Raw genomic sequence first — 17,308 nt, forward strand, 5'->3', positions numbered from 1 at the left:
CTGGAATAAATGTTTATATTTTTCAAAATAATTGTGAAAATTTTATGAACTTTATATTTTTTGTATTTTTATACTACTAAAAGTGGTGTATATGACTCTTATATCAAAACCATGTGTAGCTGAGCAAAATACAAATGAATTGAAGGTTTATTTTTTATACAAATTTTTTTGGTTTTTAATTGAAAAATAAAATTTGTTCGAATAATTATTCTACAGCTATATACCTATACGCACATTCTTCGTATAATGGAGAAGTATAAATTTTGAATTTGTATTAATTTTACATATTGAGGTGAAAAAGGAATGAATGCGCGGCTAATGGAACTTATTGATGTGAGTACAATAGAAACCATGGCAGAACAGTTTTATAAATTAACCAACATATCACATCAACTTCTTGATGCTGAAAAAGAATGTATATTTTCTTTTGGAATAAATGAGACGAAAATATGTAAACTTCCCAAAATTGAAATCCCCATTTTTTTATACAATCAACATCTAGGATCTTTTGTAGTATGGTCAAACAAAAGCGAAATTTTCAATTGTCAAAAATACTTTGAAATGCTTTCAAATCTAATTATTGATGGATCAACAAAGGTATTTCAAAGTCAAAATACCACGTTACTTTCTAGAAAAGAGGAGGAACTACATACGATTTTACAAAACATGCCTGTTATGGTTGATGCGCTTGATTATAATGGAGATTTTGTTTTGTGGAATCGGGAGTGTGAAATTGTAACAGGTTATACGGCCGAAGAAATAATAGGGAATCCAAATGCACTTCAGTTATTGTATCCTGATCATAATTATCGTCAGCAAATACAAACGAAATTTTTAACTTGTGGAAAAAATTTCAGAGATTGGGAAATGCACTTAACATGTAAAAATGGTGAAACCAAAACAATCATGTGGTCCAATATATCAGAACAGTTTCCTGTAACGGGATATAGCTACTGGGCTGTCGGTGTAGATATTACACATTTAAAAGCGATAGAAGAGCAGTTAAAACAACAAACGTCTGAATTGGAATTGATTTTTAAAGCGTTACCAGATTTATGTTTCTTAACAGAAGATGATGGCACAATTATAGATTATAAAGCCGGATCCCCTTCAAAGTTTTACGTTCCGGCAGAAGCTTTTATGGGGAAAAAGTTTTTCGAAGTATTACCATCTCCAGTTGCACAGCAGTTCCAGGAGGCAATTCATCAAGTGAAGGAAAAAGGAACGAATGTCATTGTTGAATATCCACTTACAATTACTGGGAGCGTCGATTTCTTTGAAGCTAGATGCTTACCATTATTACATGATAAAATTATGATCATTGTACGCGATATTACAGAACGGAAAAAGACAGAAGAATTGCTAAATAAATCAGATACACTTGCAGCAATCGGTCAATTAGCAGCTGGTGTTGCTCATGAAGTGAGGAACCCATTAACAGTCATTAAAGGGTTTATACAGTTATTCCAAATTAATAAAGAGGATCAAGAAAAATATTTTGATCTTATGCTTTCTGAAATTGAAAGAATAGAAGCGATTCTCCAAGAGTTTTTATCAATTGCTAAAACAGATGAAATGAATACAGAACAAAAAAATATTTATCAAATTTATAAAAATGTCGTATCGTTAATGAATACAAAAGCAATTATGACAAATATTCAAGTCGAATTATATGCAGAATCCAACGATATAAATATTGAATGCTCAGAAAATCAATTGAAACAAGTATTTATTAATATTTTGCAAAATTCTATCGAAGCTATGCCAAATGGTGGAAAGATTACAATTCACATAAAAGAAATAAACGATGATGGTGTCATTATTCATGTAATTGATGAAGGAATAGGAATACCTGAAGAAAGAATTAAGAGATTAGGTGAGCCTTTTTATAGTACGAAAGAAAAAGGTACTGGTATTGGATTAATGTTAAGTTATAAAATTATTGAAAGTCACCAAGGGAATATAAGTATTATGAGTGAGGTTGGTGTCGGTACAACAGTAACGATTTACTTGCCGAAAGTTCAGAGTAAAGAATCTCTATCAAATTGTGATGATAGATGTATATCGATACGTTCTAGTATTAACTCTTAAATAAACGATTAAATACCCAATGAAAAAAACTTTTTTCATTGGGTATTTTTATATTTAATTTAGTAAACTTTACCTTTTCTTAACCTTTGTTTTAATTTCTATTAAGTTTTTATCGGTATATTAATATTTGTGCAAAGTAATGCATAGAAAATGTGCATTATTTTTAATATATAGATTCAATTATTATTAGAAATACTGTAAGGAGGAGATTATGACAAGGTGAAAAAGCAAGAAGGGAAAACAGGTAGAGCAATACCGACGCGGTTAAATATTTTATTTCTTTGTGTATTTTTATTGTTTTCTACAATGATTATAAAGTTAGGGAAAGTACAAATTATCGATAGTGAGACCTATAAAAATGAAGTGAAAAAGAGAGAAAATGCAACTGTGAGTCTTTCCGTCCCGCGCGGGAAAATATTTGATCGCGAAGGGAATCCAGTTGTTGACAATAAATCTTTACGCACAATCACGTACACGAAGATGAAAGGCGTAAAATCAGAAGATATATTACAAACTGCAAGACAACTTGCAGACATAATTGAAATGCCACAAGAAGATATAGATAAACTAACTGAGACGGATAAGAAAGATTTTTGGATGCAATTAAATCCGACACTAACCGAAGAATTAGTATCTAAAAAAGAAATAAATAAGTTCAAAGATAAAGATATTACCGGGAAAAATCTAGATAAAAAAATAGAAGAGTTAAAAAGAAAACGAGTTACAGATAAGAATCTTCAGGAATTAACAGATAAAGATATAAAAGTATTAGCTATTAAAAGTAAGATGACTTCTGGTTATCAAATGGCTCCTCAAATTATTAAAAAAGATGTTAGTGAAAAGGAATTTACTATAATTAGTGAAGGTTTAGCGAATTTCCCAGGTGTAGATGTATCGGTTGATTGGGAGAGAGTGTATGTAAATGATGGATTATTCCGATCCGTTCTTGGAAATGTTTCTAATTCCGATGAAGGGTTACCAAGTGAACGATTAGATTATTACTTGGTACGTGATTATAGCCGAAATGATAGGATTGGAAAAAGTTACATCGAGCAGCAATACGAAGATGTACTTCATGGTACAAAAAAAGAAGTAAGAAGCGTTGCCGATAAACAAGGTACTACAATTAGAACGGAAACAATTTCTGAGGGAAAGAGCGGTAAGAACTTAACTTTAACAATAGATATGGAGCTGCAGAAAAAAGTAGAAGAAAGTATAGAAAAAATATTAAAGGCATATAAAGGATCAGAATCCATGTTGGACCGTGCTTTCGTTGTAATGATGAATCCGAAAAACGGACAAGTATTATCAATGGCCGGGAAAAGACTTGTAGAAAAAGACGGGAAAACAGAAGTTGAAGACTATGCATTAGGTACAATGACTAGTTCATATGAGCTGGGATCAACAGTGAAAGGTGCGACAGTTTTAACTGGATTTGAAACGAAAGCGATATCACCAGGTACTAATTTTTATGATGCACCTATGAAGTTTAAAGGTACTAAGGAGAAGAAGTCTTGGAAAAATTTTGGGGATATAGACGACCTAAGAGCGCTACAAGTTTCTTCAAACGTGTATATGTTTAATATAGCATTAAAAATTGCAGGTGTGGATTATGTGAAAAATAGTTCATTAAATATTAAACAGGAGTATTTTGATAAAATGAGGTATTATTTCAGGCAATTTGGATTAGGTGTTCCAACCGGTATCGATTTACCGAATGAAACAGCTGGACAAATTGGTAAAAAAGATAATCAGCCTGGTTTCTTATTAGATTATTCTATTGGACAATATGATACATATACACCACTTCAGCTTGTACAGTATATTTCAACAATCGCAAACGGTGGATATCGTATGAAGCCACAAATTGTTCAAGAAGTAAGAGAGCAAACGTCGCAAAAAGATGAGATTGGTAAAGTTGTGCATGCAGTAGAACCAATCGTTTTAAATAAAATTGATATGAAAGAGGAATATATAAATCAAGTAAAAGAAGGATTTAGAAAGGTATTCCAAGAGGGTGATGGAACAGGAGTAAGGGCGTTCCAAAAAGCATCGTATAAACCAGCAGGTAAAACAGGGACAGCACAGACAGTATACGGTGGAGAAAGTGATATTGGAAGGAATGAAAAGGGAGAGAGAAGAGAATGTTATAATTTAACGTTAGCAGGATATGCGCCATATGATAATCCGGAAGTAGCATTTTCTGTAGTTGTGCCATGGGTTATTAATGATAAATCTGGCATTAACTCTGATATCGGAAAAGAAGTTTTAGATGCTTATTTTGAATTGAAAACCAATCGATTATCTGGGGAAGTGTCAAAAGTAGAAAATTAAATACTGTGAAACGTCTCTAGTGTGTATATAAACTAGAGACGTTTTAATATAGAAATAGACTGAAAATTAGGTGTGAAATTAATCTATTAATTATTCACGTTTTATAAAATAAATCATATATTGATAGCATAGGACAAGCTGAAATGCTTATTCTAACCTCACAGAACACTCCTTATCACGGTTAGGCATCTACTTATGTAGATGCCTTTTTTATGTTAATAACTGATAATTATTTATCAACCTAATGTAGTAAGTACATTAGGACTATTAGAGCAAGATTGACTGTAATAATTACAGTATGATTAATAAGATCATTGAATTGTAAGGAGTGAGAAATAAGTGCTAAATATTTTAGTGGTTAATTTTCCGGCAGAGGGACATGTAAATCCTACATTAAGTTTAGTCAAAGCCTTTACTGAACGGGGGGATCACGTACATTATGTTACAACAGAACACTTTAAAGGCAGAATTGAAGATTTGGGAGCTACTGTATATACCCATTCAGATTTATTAAAGGATATTTCTATTGATACTGAAACTTCAGATGGACTGAACTCTTTCTTTCATGTACACGTTCAAACTTCTTTATTTATATTAGAAATTACGAAACAATTATGTGAAAGTATAAATTTTGATTTCGTAATTTATGATATATTTGGTGCTGGAGAGTTAGTAAAGGAGTATTTACAAATTCCAGGTATAGTTTCTTCTCCTATATTTTTAATTCCTACTGAATTTTTGGAGACTTTACCTTTTCATCCTAATGCAAAAAAACAATTCCGACCTGATGAACTTTCTAAAAAGTTACTATATCAAATGGAAAGTGAGTTTGGAGTAAAGCCTAAAAATAATCTTCAATTTATGCATAACAAGGGAGATGTTACTCTCGTGTACACAAGTCGTTATTTCCAACCTAATAGCGATTTGTTCGGAGAAAATAACATTTTTATTGGGCCGAGTATTTCAACGCGTAAAACAAATGTTGAATTTCCACTTGAATCGCTTAAAGATAAGAAAGTTATTTATATTTCAATGGGAACACTGCTTGAAGGAATCGAACCATTCTTTAATACTTGCATTGATACTTTCTCGGATTTTGATGGGATAGTTGTAATCGCAATTGGTGATAGAAATGATCGTTCTAAAATTAAGAAAGCGCCAGACAATTTTATAATTGCTTCATACGTACCTCAATCAGAAGTATTAAGTGAAGCAGATGTTTTTATTACACATGGCGGCATGAATAGCGTACACGATGCTATTTATTTTAATGTCCCATTTGTTATAATTCCACATGATAAAGACCAGCCAATGATAGCACAAAGATTAACCGAATTAGAAGCAGCACATAGGTTATTGAAAGAGTATGTTAATGTGCAAACTTTAAAAGAAGCAGTAACAGACGTTCTTTCAAATGAAAAGTATAAGCATGGTATACGAAAACTGAAAGATAGTTTTTCAGAATGTGGTGGTTCAAAAGAAGCGATCGCAGTTATTAAATCTCTTTTAAATAAATAGTGTGGATAATATAAAAGCATAGAGGCTCTACCTTTATGCTTTTATATTATTATCCTGCAAATTGCACAGCAGTATTTGCATGTAAAAAAGCAGTATCAAAAACAGGTACAGTAAGGTCGTTTTGAGAAATAAGCAAAGGAATTTCAGTACATCCTAGTAATATGCCTTCTGCACCATTTTGAATTAATGATTTTGTAATTTGTAATAGCTTTTCTTTAGATGTTTCTGAAATAATTCCTTTACTTAATTCATTTAAAATAACATGATGAATAAAATTTCTTTCCTCTTTATTTGGAATGATTGTCTCAATATTATAATTCGCTAGACGTGATTTATAGAAGTCTTGTTCCATCGTTTGTTTCGTTCCTAATAGTCCAATACGTTTTATATTCTGTTCTACCATTTTCTTTGCACTTACATCACCGATGTGAAGGAGCGGTATTGATATTGCCTGTTCTACGTCTTCAGCAAATAAATGGACCGTATTGGAACACATTAATAAACATTCAGCTCCCGATTTTTCAACCTTTTTGGCAACTGTGACTAACTCGTTTTTCACTTCTTCATATTGATGGTTTTGTAATAAAGTAGTTACTTCACCAAAGTCCATACTATATAAAACAAGCTTCGCATTTTGATCGTATTGAGAGAGTGTAAGTGTATTAATATGTTTATAGTATAACGATGTAGATTCCCAACTTAGTCCACCAATTAAACCGATTACTTTCATCGTACATTCCTCCCGTAACTATTTTGAATTTATTATTTCATAATTCCGATAAGAATACAATGATTTAAATGTGCCGTTAAACGAAAAATAAAAATAATTAGAAAAGTGTTGAAATTTACACTTATAAGTGCCATAATACGAATTACAAATTAATACTTATCCAGAGAGGTGGAGGGTACGGCCCTACGAAACCTCAGCAACCCCTATGTAAATTTATAGGAAGGTGCTAATTCCGCAAAGGACACAATGTGTTTTTTGGAAGATAAGAGGATTCTTGAACGTGAAAGAAAATGACCTCTTATATAAGAGGTCATTTTTTGTTGTATAGAAAGGGAGTGTCAATGCATAATTCATTTTCAAAATAAATATAGAGTAATAAAAGTTGACTAATACGAGAGGGGAATTGTAATGAACAAATTATCAACAAAGTTAGTAGTAGCAATCGGAATTGGAGCAGCATTATACGGCATATTAGGTCTTTGGGGATTTTCTATTGCACCAAATACATTTATTAAACCTGCATTAGCTATTTTAACTGTTTTTGGAGCGCTATTCGGTCCAGTGGCAGGATTGTTAATAGGACTTATCGGTCATACCGTAACGGATACAATCGCTGGTTGGGGTATTTGGTGGGGGTGGGTTATTAGTTCAGGCATTATCGGATTTGCAATGGGACTCATACAAAAAAGAGTTGGCTTTAGTGTAAAAAACGGGACGTATAATAAGGGAGATATTTCTTATTTAGCTATCGCTGGGTTACTTGGTATTGTCTTTGCTATTATATTTGCTGGCGCATTCGATATTATTGTGATGGGAGAACCGTTTGACAAAATTGTTATACAAGTATTAGGAGCAACAATTGCGGATGTTATTGTATTTTTAGTTCTTGGATTGCCGATTACAATAGGTCTAGCTAAGTCTAATAAGAAACATACAAATTTAAAAATTGAAAAGTAGGGATGTTAACATGCAACCAATTATTTCTTTTGAACAATTCAGCTTTCAATATGAGCATGCGGCGCAGCCTACTGTAAAAGACATTACTTTTCATATATATCCTGGGGAAAAAGTATTAATTGCTGGACGTAGTGGTTCAGGGAAGTCAACGTTAGCTCATTGTATCAATGGGCTAATCCCGTTTTCTTATGGGGGGATTAGTACTGGTAATATTTTAATTGCCGGAAAAGACCCAAGGAAAGGGAGTATTTTTGAACAGAGTAAACAGATAGGAACAATTTTGCAAGATCAAGATGCTCAATTTATTGGTCTTACAGTAGAAGAAGATGTAGCTTTTTATTTAGAAAATGAATGTGTAAATCAAAACACTATGAAAAAAATTGTTTCAGACTCATTAAAAAAGGTAAAGATGCATTCTTTTCATAAACAAAGTCCACATGTATTATCAGGGGGGCAAAAACAAACTGTTTCTCTAGCAGGGTTGTTAACAACAAATGCCGATATATTATTATTTGATGAACCTTTAGCGAATTTAGATCCTGTAAGTAGCGTACATACAATAGAACTTATTAAAGATATACACAAACAATATAATAAAACAATTGTAATTATTGAACACCGAATAGAAGAAATGTTAAATCTGGATTTAGATAAAATCATTTTAATGGATGAAGGGGAAATTGTTGCGATAGGCACTCCAGAAGAGATTTTAACGTCAAATATATTACCATCTATCGGCTTAAGAGAACCTATGTACATAGAAGGATTAAAGAGATTACCTTTTGATAGTAATAATGCCGTAATATATCCACTTGAAAATCTTCAAAGAGAAAGTGTAAGTAGCGCAATAAATGAGTGGATGGAGAAGCAAATTTTTTGTAAAAGCACTCCTACAGACAAAGAATTATTGAAAGTAGAAAATTTGTCGTTCTCCTATCCTAATAAACAAAAAGTATTAGACAATGTAAATTTCTCAATAAAAGAAGGGGAAATTATAGCACTTTTAGGTCATAATGGAGCTGGAAAATCAACATTAGCTCATAGTCTTATAGGTATAAACAAAACAAAAAATGATAGGATTATATTTGACGGGGTAAATATTAATTCTTGGTCTATTCGTAAACGTGGTGAAGTCATATCTTATGTGATGCAAAATCCAAATCATATGATTACGCAACCTACTGTTATAGAAGAGGTTTCATTCACATTAAAATTAAAAAAGGTTTCAAAGGAAGAAATTAAGCTTAGAACGGAAGAAACGTTAAAAATTTGTGGTTTGTATCCATTTAGAAACTGGCCAATCCAGGCATTAAGTTATGGACAAAAAAAGAGAGTAACGATCGCATCTGTACTAACAACAAATCCGAAACTGATCATTTTAGATGAACCGACAGCGGGACAAGATTATTATCATTATAAACAGTTTATGTCGTTTATTAAAAAACTAGCTGCAAAGGGAATATCTTTTATTCTTATCACACACGATATGAATCTCGCATTAGAATATGCAGACAGAGCAATTGTTTTACATGAAGGGGAAATTATTGCGAATAATACCTCGTCTATCGTATTAGGACATTCAGAAACGTTACAAAGAGCGAAACTTAGGGAAAGTTCTTTATTCAAGCTAGTTAAATTTAGTGGGGTTGCATACCCTGAAAGGTTTATAGAACTTTATTTTGAGGTTACTAGGAGGGAGGAAAATGTATAGTACATACTTTCATCGTATGGATGGAGCAGTGAAATTGTTGTTATTTATTTTTTGTATGACGTTTACTTTTTTGTTTTTTGATTTTCGCATATTGTTTATTGTATTTATGATTGGCTGTATCGGAATTTTAATTGCAAAAATTCCATTTCGTAAAATTTTCATTGTTTTTAGTGTTATATTTACATTTAGTTTATTAAATTCTCTCATGATTTTATTTATTACACCAACCCATGGATCTGAATTAACTGAATCATATACTTCTTTTTTACATATCGGATATGCGACAATTACTTATGAAACATTATTTTATGCAGCTACACTTTCATTAAAATATTTTACGTTATTACCATTTACACTTATTTTTATTTATACGACTGATCCAAGTGAATTTGTGAGTAGCTTAAGTAAATTTCGAATTCATTATAAGATAACCTATGCAATAAATATTGCGTTACGTTATATACCTGATATTCAGTCCGAATATAAAGTTATTAAACATGCACAAGAGGCGAGGGGAGTAGCTTTTGAAAAAGGAGAAGCAAGTTTATGGATTCGTATGAAAAACCGTGTCTTAATTTTCTGGCCTTTAATTATTCATTCTTTAGAGAGAATCGATACAGTTTCAAATGCAATGGATTTAAGAGGATTTGGAAAAAAGGATAAACGAACGTGGTTTTATACAAATAAAGTGAAAAGTGGGGATTTCATTGCTTTATTTGTGGGTGCTTTTATATTAATTGTAGCAGTATATTTAAAGTTACATGTATTTCAAAACTTTTGGTATCCATTTTAAAGCACTCTCAAATGAGTGCTTTTACTTATTTTTATGTAGACATGCTCAAAAAAAGGGTATTTACATAATGTATAATACGAACCAGTTAAAATGATCAACGACCTATTAGTTTTCAAACCAAAAGGAGGAGAAAGTATGAGTTACGGTGGTTCTTGTGGTTTTGGTGGAGGTTTCGCTTTATTAGTTGTGTTATTTATTTTATTAATTATCGTTGGATGCAGCTGCTGGGGCGGAGGGTACTAATTTCTAATTAGTCTCCACACATGTAAACTTAAAAAACATAGAAGATACTTATGTATCGAAACAAATAAAAAAGGAGCATTTATGCTCCTTTTTTATTTGTTTTCAGATGGGTTCGTATTCCATTTTGGGAATGTAATTGCCAAAGTTGTACCTTTATTAATAACGCTTCGGATTTTTAAACTACCTTGCATCGTTTCGATGATCTTAACAGCAACCATTGTACCTAAACCTGTACCCTTCGTTTTTGTACTAAAATATGGTTCGCCAAATCGATTTATTTGCTCTTGTGACATACCAATTCCGCTATCCTCAATTCGTATAATAACTTTATTATTACTAATAGAGGAGGAGATATTTAAAGTACCACCATTAGGCATTGCTTCAATACCATTTTTTATTAAGTTTAAAAAACATTGTTGAAAGTGCTGTTTATTACCAACTATTGTTGCCTTAGAGAAATCTTTTGTAATATGTATTGTATTCATATTACATAATGGTAAGATCATATTTAAAACTCGATTTAACTCTTGTTCTACTGAAATATGATCTAATTTTTCTGAAGCAGGTTTGGCAAACGTTAAATAATCATCAATAATTCCCTGGGCGCGATGTAACTCTTCAAGTATATGTTCAATATACTCGTCTCTTGATTCTGGAGTTAAATTTGGTGTTTTTAAAAGTTGAGTAAATCCTTTTACGACAGTTAAGGGATTTCTTACCTCGTGCGATATACTAGCAGCGAGTTGGCTAACTATCTCCATTTTTTCCATTTTTATTAACTTCGATCGCATACATACGGCGTCTTTTAAAACTTCATTAAAATAAATGACAAATAACATCAAAAAAGTTGGTAGTATGATGAAATAAATAATGTATAAATTATTCACTTCAAAATCTGATAAAGTTAATACAATTACAGTTGTAAATATCGCTAGAAAAAATGTTAAAAACATTCCATAAGCTACTTTAATTTTTCTATTATACTTATTAAATTTTGTGGATGCGACCGCTGTAATGATAAACATTGTGCCATAAACTAGTATTGTTAACATGCTAAATCCATAAAATGAAAACCTTGTAATTAATAAAATAGCAAACAATGTTATACCGACAGGGAAGCCACCATAAAGTGTACCTATTATAACCGGTATTTGTCTTAAATCATGAATACAACTTTCATCCATATAAATAGGATAGCGCATACATAAAATAAGAGGGACACTCGTACAAAGTATAATAAGTAGTTTTTTATATTTCTTCAAATAACGACCGCTATCATATATAAAATAAAAAATAAATATACTACTTAAAATGTAAAGAAGATTATTTAATACGTTTTGATTAATATAAACAAAGTCCATAATATTTGCCCCATTATTTTGAATTTCCTTTTCATATATATTATACATGATATTAGTATAAACTATATATTTGTTTAAATAATATAGGTTTATATCTTTTCAGCATTTGCCACGTTTAGCCACTCTTCATAAAATTCTTCAATTGATGCATATCGTTCAATTCGGTTTTCATTTACAGCACGATACGCTATTTCATATAAATCTTTACTTGCTTCCCATTTTGTAAAGGCGCGATCTTTTCCACCACCCAAGAGAGTAAATGCCATTGCCCCCATATTAAATACATTTGTTCTTGCATCAATTATAGCATTTAGCTCGAATTCTTCAGGAGACATAAAACGCGAGGAACCCCATAATCTTCCCATTTTATTTACGTATGGTTTTTGGGAATATAAATCAATATCACAAATCTTCGTCTCATTTGTATGAAAATTATATAAAATACTACCGTCATAAAAATCTATTGCTACATAGTTTTTCTTTTCGACAAATGTATGGAAAGAAAAAATGGAATGTAATGATTGAATTCGTTCCATAACTGATAAATGCTTAAATTTATAAAATGGAGAGCTTGGATTAGTATATTTTTCAGGAGGCGGGAAACTCCAATGCGAATGAAGACATTCACCATCAAACCAATCGAAAATTAATACATATCCAGATTGAACTGGAAAATGTTCAATTAGTTTTATAAGCACATCATGCTTTAATGCCTCGTATAGGGAAACTGAATTTTTTAAACTATCAATTGCATCACTGATCTTGTCGTTATATGCAATTGTATTTACTCCTGCATATTTAATAAATTTTTTATGCCCATTTTTTTCTACACCGAAAGATAGATTACCTGAATCTTGCTGGTCAAAAACCGCAAATACGGTTCCTAATTTCGTAAGCCAATCAAAATTATGATGTTCTTTTAATTGGAATGTTATTTGATTCAACTGAATTTCAACTGGATTAGCTTTCATAATATACCTCACATTTATTATAATTATGTTGTATATTTCAGTATTCGACATATTTTGTAAAAATCCTATGTTAACCACATGAAATTTTATAAATATAATAATAAATAATTATAAGAAGGTGGATAAAATGGAACAACAAATCGTTATTAAACCATATCAAAATGACTGGCATGAAGAGTATGTAATAGAAAAAAAGAAATTTATTTCGTTATTCGGAGAAGATTGTATTGCTGTTGAACATATAGGAAGTACATCCGTAGAGGGATTAGGAGCGAAACCTCTAATAGATATGATGATTGGTGTAACGGATTTGCAAATTACCGAAAAGTAGATTGAAGCGCTATTAAAAATTGGATATGAGTATTTTCCAAAAGAAGCACCTAATTGGCGTTTTTTTAGAAAGGGAAAATGGAGAGCGGGTACTCATCATCTGCATGTTTAATTTTAAATAGTGACGAATGGAAAAACAATCTTTTATTTCGAGATTTTCTAACAAAACATGAATGGGCACGTAATGAATATAGAGAATTAAAAGAGAAACTCGCAGCTACATATCCTTTTGATCGAGTTTCATATACAAATGCAAAAGCGCCGTTTATTCAAAATATAATAAAATTAACTAGAAATGATTACTAGAAAATATAAGTGACCTCGAAATTCTCATTTTATTTTAATCTTTCTCTCATGTTCCTTTCTTTTTAATTTGATATTCTGCTTGTTACAGAAGGTTTATAAGGAAGGAGCTTGAATGAGTTGGAGAAGCTACTAAGAAATAAATATTTTCATTTGCATGTTAAAATTATAGGCGTTACTATTATTTTTTGTAGTATAGCATTGTTATTTATTAATGTAATATACGGCAACGCATTAAATGTAAAATGGTTAAATAAGAAATTAGGTTCTTTAGGTGAATACGGGGCAATGTTAGCTGCATCGTTATGGATTTTACGTCATGTATGGCTATTTTTAAAAAAGAAAAATATAATTGGGTTTAAATTGATAAAGGATGTATATCTTTTCATTAAAAAGTTTCACGTATTAATTGGATATACTGTATTAGCTGTATCAATTACTCACGGCATTTATTTTTTATTAAAAGGAAGTCGGCATATACTTATATTTTATAGTGGCATATTCTCTCTTTTCATTTTAATCATACTAGGAGTGGTCGGGTTTTTCTTACAGAAACATAATAAAAAAACAAACTTGATATTGTATAGAAAAGCACATCAAATCATTGCAATTATATTTGGGATAGGATTACTCATTCATTTAACTGTATAGGAGGAATTACTGTTGCAACACATATTAATTATTGAGGATGAGGAAAGTTTAGCTGATTTTTTAGAATTAGAATTAAAGTATGAAGGATATAAAGTAGACATACAGTTTGATGGAAGAAAGGGATTAGAGGCCGCACTTGAAACAAATTATGATCTTATTTTACTTGATTTAATGCTACCTGGATTAAATGGACTAGAAGTGTGTCGTAGATTAAGGGCAACTAAAAATACACCTATTATTATGCTGACTGCACGCGATAGTATTATGGACCGCGTGACAGGATTAGATAGCGGAGCTGATGATTATCTTCCGAAACCATTTGCAATTGAAGAGTTGTTAGCACGTATGAGAGTTATATTTAGACGAGAAGAACATATAGAAAACAAACATGTTTCATCTCTTACGTTCAAAGATTTACAGCTCCAGATTGAATCGCGAACGATTACGAAAGGAAATGAAGAAATCGAATTAACAAATAAAGAATTTGAACTATTACTGATGTTTATGAAAAATATTAATAGAGTACTTACCCGTGATGTTTTATTGGATCAAGTATGGGGATATGATGCATTGGTTGAGACAAATATTGTAGATGTATATGTTCGTTATTTACGTAACAAGTTACATAGTGTGGATAAGGAGGAATATATCCAAACGGTCCGCGGTGCTGGATATATAATGAAATGATTAAAAATATTGTGCATCGAATTCGAAATCTACCTATAAAATGGAAATTAACACTTTGGTCCACTACTCTAGTATTTATTTTATTCATTTTATATAGCGCTCTGCAGTTTATAGTAATTAATAAGTGGACTATAGACTATGAACAGAAACAAATAAATAGACAAGTGACAGAAATAGCGGCCTATTTCCAAGATAAAAATGATACCTTGTCGAGTAAAACGTTTGAAAACAGTAAAGGTTTCTTAAACAATATGATTGATAAACATCAAATGATTCGTATTATCGGTATGGACGGGAAAACAATTGTTACTGTTTCACGAGATTTTAATGAAACATGGATAAAACCGAAACAAGTTACACAAGAGGAATTATTTATAAAAAGGCATCTAGAAGATCGCATATTAGTTAAGCGTATACCAATTCAAACAAAAGACTTCACGGGTACTATTGAACTTACGAAAAACTTAGAGGCTTTCGATCATTTATTAAAAATTATTCTAGTGGTAATGGTTAGTGCCGGAATATGTGGATTAATCTTTAGTTTTTTAGGTGGACTATTAATCACAAAAAAACTATTATCAAGTGTTCAAAATATAACGGATACGATGAAACGTATTAAGAAAAATGGACTAAATGAACGGGTTCCAGTACGTGAAAATAATGATGAACTTGCAAAATTATCGTTTCTTTTTAATGAACTGATGGATGAGGTAGAAACTTCTTTTACACAACAGAAACAGTTTGTGGAAGATGCATCCCATGAACTGAGAACTCCATTAACAATTATTCAAGGACACTTATCGATGTTAAATCGGTGGGGGAAAAATGATCCAGCAGTTTTAGATAAATCGCTTCAATCCAGTTTAAAGGAAGTTAATCGTTTAAATAAGTTAGTTTTAGAATTACTAGAACTGTCAAGAGCTGAATCAGAACAGATGCATCCAATCGCAGCTGAGCCAGTCCATGTAAATAACATATTAAAACAAGTTACACAAAATTTTGCTGTACTTCAAACTGAATTTCAATTTGATATGAAACTGGATGGAGATGCGGCATATGTCTCAATACCGTCATCTTACTTAGAACAAATTATTATTATCGTAATGGATAACGCAGTGAAATATACAAAAGAAGTTAATAAATATATTTGTATTGAATCTAGTGTACAATCAGGGAAAGTTAAAATTCGTATCATAGATCGTGGAGCGGGAATACCCGATGCTGATTTACCTTTTGTTCTTAACCGTTTTTATCGTGTGGACAAAGCAAGAAGTCGAAAACAGGGTGGAAACGGTCTAGGATTGTCTATTGCAAAACGACTTGTAGAGAAATACAATGGAACGATTCAAATAGAGAGCAAAGAAGGCAAAGGAACAATCGTTACGATTACACTGCCTACCGTTTCACTTAAATAATTCGGAAAGAAGGGATATTTTGTGCATTCCTTCTTTTTTACGGTCAAATTATTTTGTTTATTTCGAACTTTCTAGTACATTAGAATTATAAAGGGGGAATAATAATGAAAGCTATCGTACAACAATATAAATCTGGATTTGAAGGGGTAGAATATAAAGTATTACCAGAGATAACACCCAATGCTGGAGAAGTGAAAGTGAAATTAAAATCAGCCGGCTTAAATCATCGTGATTTATTTATAATGAATAATAGAAAAGAAATGCAATTACCGTTAGTTCTAGGATCAGATGGTGCAGGTATTGTTATGGAAATTGGAGAAGGGGTTTCAGGTGCTTTATTGCAAACCGAGGTTATTATTAATCCTAGTATTGGATGGGATAATATTGCTGAAATACCTGAGTTACCAGAGGTGTTAGGTGGACCGAAAGATGGAACGTTTGCAGAATATGTTATTGTGCCAGCTGAAAATGTAGTGGCAAAACCGTCATATCTTACTTGGGAAGAGTCTGGGGTTTTATCTTTATCGGCACTAACTGCATATAGAGCGCTTTTTACAAAGGGTAGATTAAAGTGTGGAGAACATGTTTTAATTCCGGGGATAGGCGGCGGTGTAGCGACATTTGCCATGTTATTTGCAAAAGCAATTGGTGCAAAAGTAAGTGTTACTTCAAGAGTAGAGAGTAAAAGAAAGTTTGCCGAAACATACGGCGCAGACTTTTCTTTTAATAGTTCTGGAAATTGGGAAGAGAGTTTAAGCGGAAAGAAAGTAGATTTAATAATTGATAGTATAGGTCCAGCAACATTCTTAAAATACTTTGATGTATTAAAACCAAATGGGAGAATTGTTAATTTTGGTGCAAGCTCAGGAGATAAAATTGAATTACCATTACGAGCATTATTTTATAATCAAATCGATATAATGGGAACATCTATGGGTAGCCGTGAGGAATTTCATGAAATGGTTAAGTTTATAGAGAAACATAAAATTAAACCAATTATTGATAAAGTATATTCATTAGAAGAAGCCATTCAGGCGTTAAATCGTATGGAACAAGGAGAACAATTTGGTAATATCGCACTTCGTATGTAATAAAAATGATTTCGCAACTAGTATATTTACATAACTATGTTATGTATTCTGTATATGAAAAGTATGTAATTCGTCTTGTTTTAAAGGTTTTTCAGCTTTATACATAATTAGCCGTTATAAAT

14 protein-coding genes, 1 pseudogene and 1 riboswitch are annotated in these 17,308 nt (G+C 31.6%); of the genes and pseudogenes, 12 read left to right on the forward strand and 3 right to left on the reverse strand.

What is annotated here, in order from left to right; all coding sequences use genetic code 11:
* The first annotated feature begins 303 nt into the window (after nucleotides 1–303).
* From KZZ19_RS12765 to KZZ19_RS12775, 3 genes are all read left to right on the forward strand, one after another.
* Nucleotides 304–2,091 (forward strand): PAS domain-containing sensor histidine kinase, encoded by a 1,788-nt coding sequence (locus tag KZZ19_RS12765; RefSeq protein ID WP_237980474.1) that lies wholly within the window; start codon nucleotides 304–306, stop codon nucleotides 2,089–2,091.
* A gap of 219 nt (nucleotides 2,092–2,310) precedes the next feature.
* The gene (locus KZZ19_RS12770) at nucleotides 2,311–4,425 is read left to right on the forward strand and encodes a peptidoglycan D,D-transpeptidase FtsI family protein (protein ID WP_237980472.1); all 2,115 of its coding nucleotides are present in this window, start codon (nucleotides 2,311–2,313) and stop codon (nucleotides 4,423–4,425) included.
* Between the two features lie 339 nt (nucleotides 4,426–4,764).
* Complete coding sequence (locus KZZ19_RS12775) at nucleotides 4,765–5,943, forward strand: macrolide family glycosyltransferase (protein ID WP_237980470.1); 1,179 nt, start codon at nucleotides 4,765–4,767, stop codon at nucleotides 5,941–5,943.
* 49 nt (nucleotides 5,944–5,992) lie between these two features.
* Here KZZ19_RS12775 and KZZ19_RS12780 read toward each other — a convergent pair whose 3' ends face one another.
* A complete protein-coding gene (locus tag KZZ19_RS12780) occupies nucleotides 5,993–6,673 on the reverse strand; it encodes an aspartate/glutamate racemase family protein (RefSeq protein ID WP_088096494.1) in 681 nt (226 codons plus the stop codon).
* Nucleotides 6,674–6,826: 153 nt separating this feature from the next.
* Nucleotides 6,827–6,942: riboswitch (SAM riboswitch) on the forward strand.
* A gap of 139 nt (nucleotides 6,943–7,081) precedes the next feature.
* On the opposite strand from KZZ19_RS12780, the gene KZZ19_RS12785 reads away from it, so the two are divergent.
* The 4 genes from KZZ19_RS12785 to KZZ19_RS12800 all read left to right on the forward strand — a co-directional run bounded on the left by KZZ19_RS12785 (nucleotide 7,082) and on the right by KZZ19_RS12800 (nucleotide 10,377).
* A complete protein-coding gene (locus tag KZZ19_RS12785) occupies nucleotides 7,082–7,630 on the forward strand; it encodes an ECF-type riboflavin transporter substrate-binding protein (protein ID WP_088096495.1) in 549 nt (182 codons plus the stop codon).
* A gap of 10 nt (nucleotides 7,631–7,640) precedes the next feature.
* On the forward strand, nucleotides 7,641–9,341 hold the full coding sequence (locus tag KZZ19_RS12790) for an ABC transporter ATP-binding protein (RefSeq protein WP_237980468.1): 1,701 nt from the start codon (nucleotides 7,641–7,643) through the stop codon (nucleotides 9,339–9,341).
* Entirely contained in the window at nucleotides 9,334–10,134 is an 801-nt protein-coding gene (locus tag KZZ19_RS12795; RefSeq protein WP_237980465.1) for an energy-coupling factor transporter transmembrane component T family protein, read from the forward strand. The genes KZZ19_RS12790 and KZZ19_RS12795 overlap by 8 nt, the downstream gene beginning before the upstream one ends.
* 135 nt (nucleotides 10,135–10,269) lie before the next feature.
* On the forward strand, nucleotides 10,270–10,377 hold the full coding sequence (locus KZZ19_RS12800; protein ID WP_000120182.1) for a YjcZ family sporulation protein: 108 nt from the start codon (nucleotides 10,270–10,272) through the stop codon (nucleotides 10,375–10,377).
* Nucleotides 10,378–10,469: 92 nt separating this feature from the next.
* On the opposite strand, the gene KZZ19_RS12805 is transcribed toward KZZ19_RS12800, so the two are convergent.
* A complete protein-coding gene (locus KZZ19_RS12805; protein WP_088096498.1) occupies nucleotides 10,470–11,738 on the reverse strand; it encodes a sensor histidine kinase in 1,269 nt (422 codons plus the stop codon).
* 89 nt (nucleotides 11,739–11,827) lie between these two features.
* A complete protein-coding gene (locus tag KZZ19_RS12810) occupies nucleotides 11,828–12,709 on the reverse strand; it encodes a protein kinase domain-containing protein (RefSeq protein ID WP_237980463.1) in 882 nt (293 codons plus the stop codon).
* 127 nt (nucleotides 12,710–12,836) lie between these two features.
* Here KZZ19_RS12810 and KZZ19_RS12815 point away from each other — a divergent pair.
* The 5 genes and pseudogenes from KZZ19_RS12815 (at nucleotide 12,837) to KZZ19_RS12835 (ending at nucleotide 17,186) form a co-directional block, all read left to right on the forward strand.
* Nucleotides 12,837–13,345, forward strand: a pseudogene (locus tag KZZ19_RS12815) (GrpB family protein).
* A gap of 117 nt (nucleotides 13,346–13,462) precedes the next feature.
* The gene (locus KZZ19_RS12820; RefSeq protein ID WP_237980461.1) at nucleotides 13,463–13,993 is read left to right on the forward strand and encodes a hypothetical protein; all 531 of its coding nucleotides are present in this window, start codon (nucleotides 13,463–13,465) and stop codon (nucleotides 13,991–13,993) included.
* Between the two features lie 12 nt (nucleotides 13,994–14,005).
* Nucleotides 14,006–14,680 carry a response regulator transcription factor gene (locus tag KZZ19_RS12825; protein WP_088096502.1) on the forward strand — a complete coding sequence of 225 codons (675 nt, stop codon included), beginning with the start codon at nucleotides 14,006–14,008 and terminating at the stop codon, nucleotides 14,678–14,680.
* Entirely contained in the window at nucleotides 14,677–16,095 is a 1,419-nt protein-coding gene (locus KZZ19_RS12830; RefSeq protein ID WP_237980459.1) for a HAMP domain-containing sensor histidine kinase, read from the forward strand. Before KZZ19_RS12825 ends, KZZ19_RS12830 begins: the two co-directional genes overlap by 4 nt.
* A gap of 104 nt (nucleotides 16,096–16,199) precedes the next feature.
* Nucleotides 16,200–17,186: a zinc-binding dehydrogenase gene (locus tag KZZ19_RS12835; protein ID WP_237980457.1), complete on the forward strand. Its 987-nt coding sequence runs from the start codon at nucleotides 16,200–16,202 to the stop codon at nucleotides 17,184–17,186.
* The last annotated feature ends 122 nt before the right edge of the window (nucleotides 17,187–17,308 follow it).

Origin of the sequence: Bacillus thuringiensis (assembly GCF_022095615.2) — a bacterium.
Classification (GTDB): Bacteria; Bacillota; Bacilli; order Bacillales; family Bacillaceae_G; genus Bacillus_A; species Bacillus_A cereus_AG.

What these genes read in the sequence shown, in the direction of transcription:
- KZZ19_RS12830 (WP_237980459.1), top strand. Translation starts at nt 14,677, where the DNA reads ATGATTAAAAATATTGTGCATCGAATTCGAAATCTACCTATAAAATGG.
- KZZ19_RS12800 (WP_000120182.1), top strand. Translation starts at nt 10,270, where the DNA reads ATGAGTTACGGTGGTTCTTGTGGTTTTGGTGGAGGTTTCGCTTTATTA.
- KZZ19_RS12795 (WP_237980465.1), top strand. Translation starts at nt 9,334, where the DNA reads ATGTATAGTACATACTTTCATCGTATGGATGGAGCAGTGAAATTGTTG.
- KZZ19_RS12805 (WP_088096498.1), bottom strand. Translation starts at nt 11,738, where the DNA reads ATGGACTTTGTTTATATTAATCAAAACGTATTAAATAATCTTCTTTAC.
- KZZ19_RS12835 (WP_237980457.1), top strand. Translation starts at nt 16,200, where the DNA reads ATGAAAGCTATCGTACAACAATATAAATCTGGATTTGAAGGGGTAGAA.
- KZZ19_RS12785 (WP_088096495.1), top strand. Translation starts at nt 7,082, where the DNA reads ATGAACAAATTATCAACAAAGTTAGTAGTAGCAATCGGAATTGGAGCA.
- KZZ19_RS12790 (WP_237980468.1), top strand. Translation starts at nt 7,641, where the DNA reads ATGCAACCAATTATTTCTTTTGAACAATTCAGCTTTCAATATGAGCAT.
- KZZ19_RS12765 (WP_237980474.1), top strand. Translation starts at nt 304, where the DNA reads ATGAATGCGCGGCTAATGGAACTTATTGATGTGAGTACAATAGAAACC.
- KZZ19_RS12810 (WP_237980463.1), bottom strand. Translation starts at nt 12,709, where the DNA reads ATGAAAGCTAATCCAGTTGAAATTCAGTTGAATCAAATAACATTCCAA.
- KZZ19_RS12780 (WP_088096494.1), bottom strand. Translation starts at nt 6,673, where the DNA reads ATGAAAGTAATCGGTTTAATTGGTGGACTAAGTTGGGAATCTACATCG.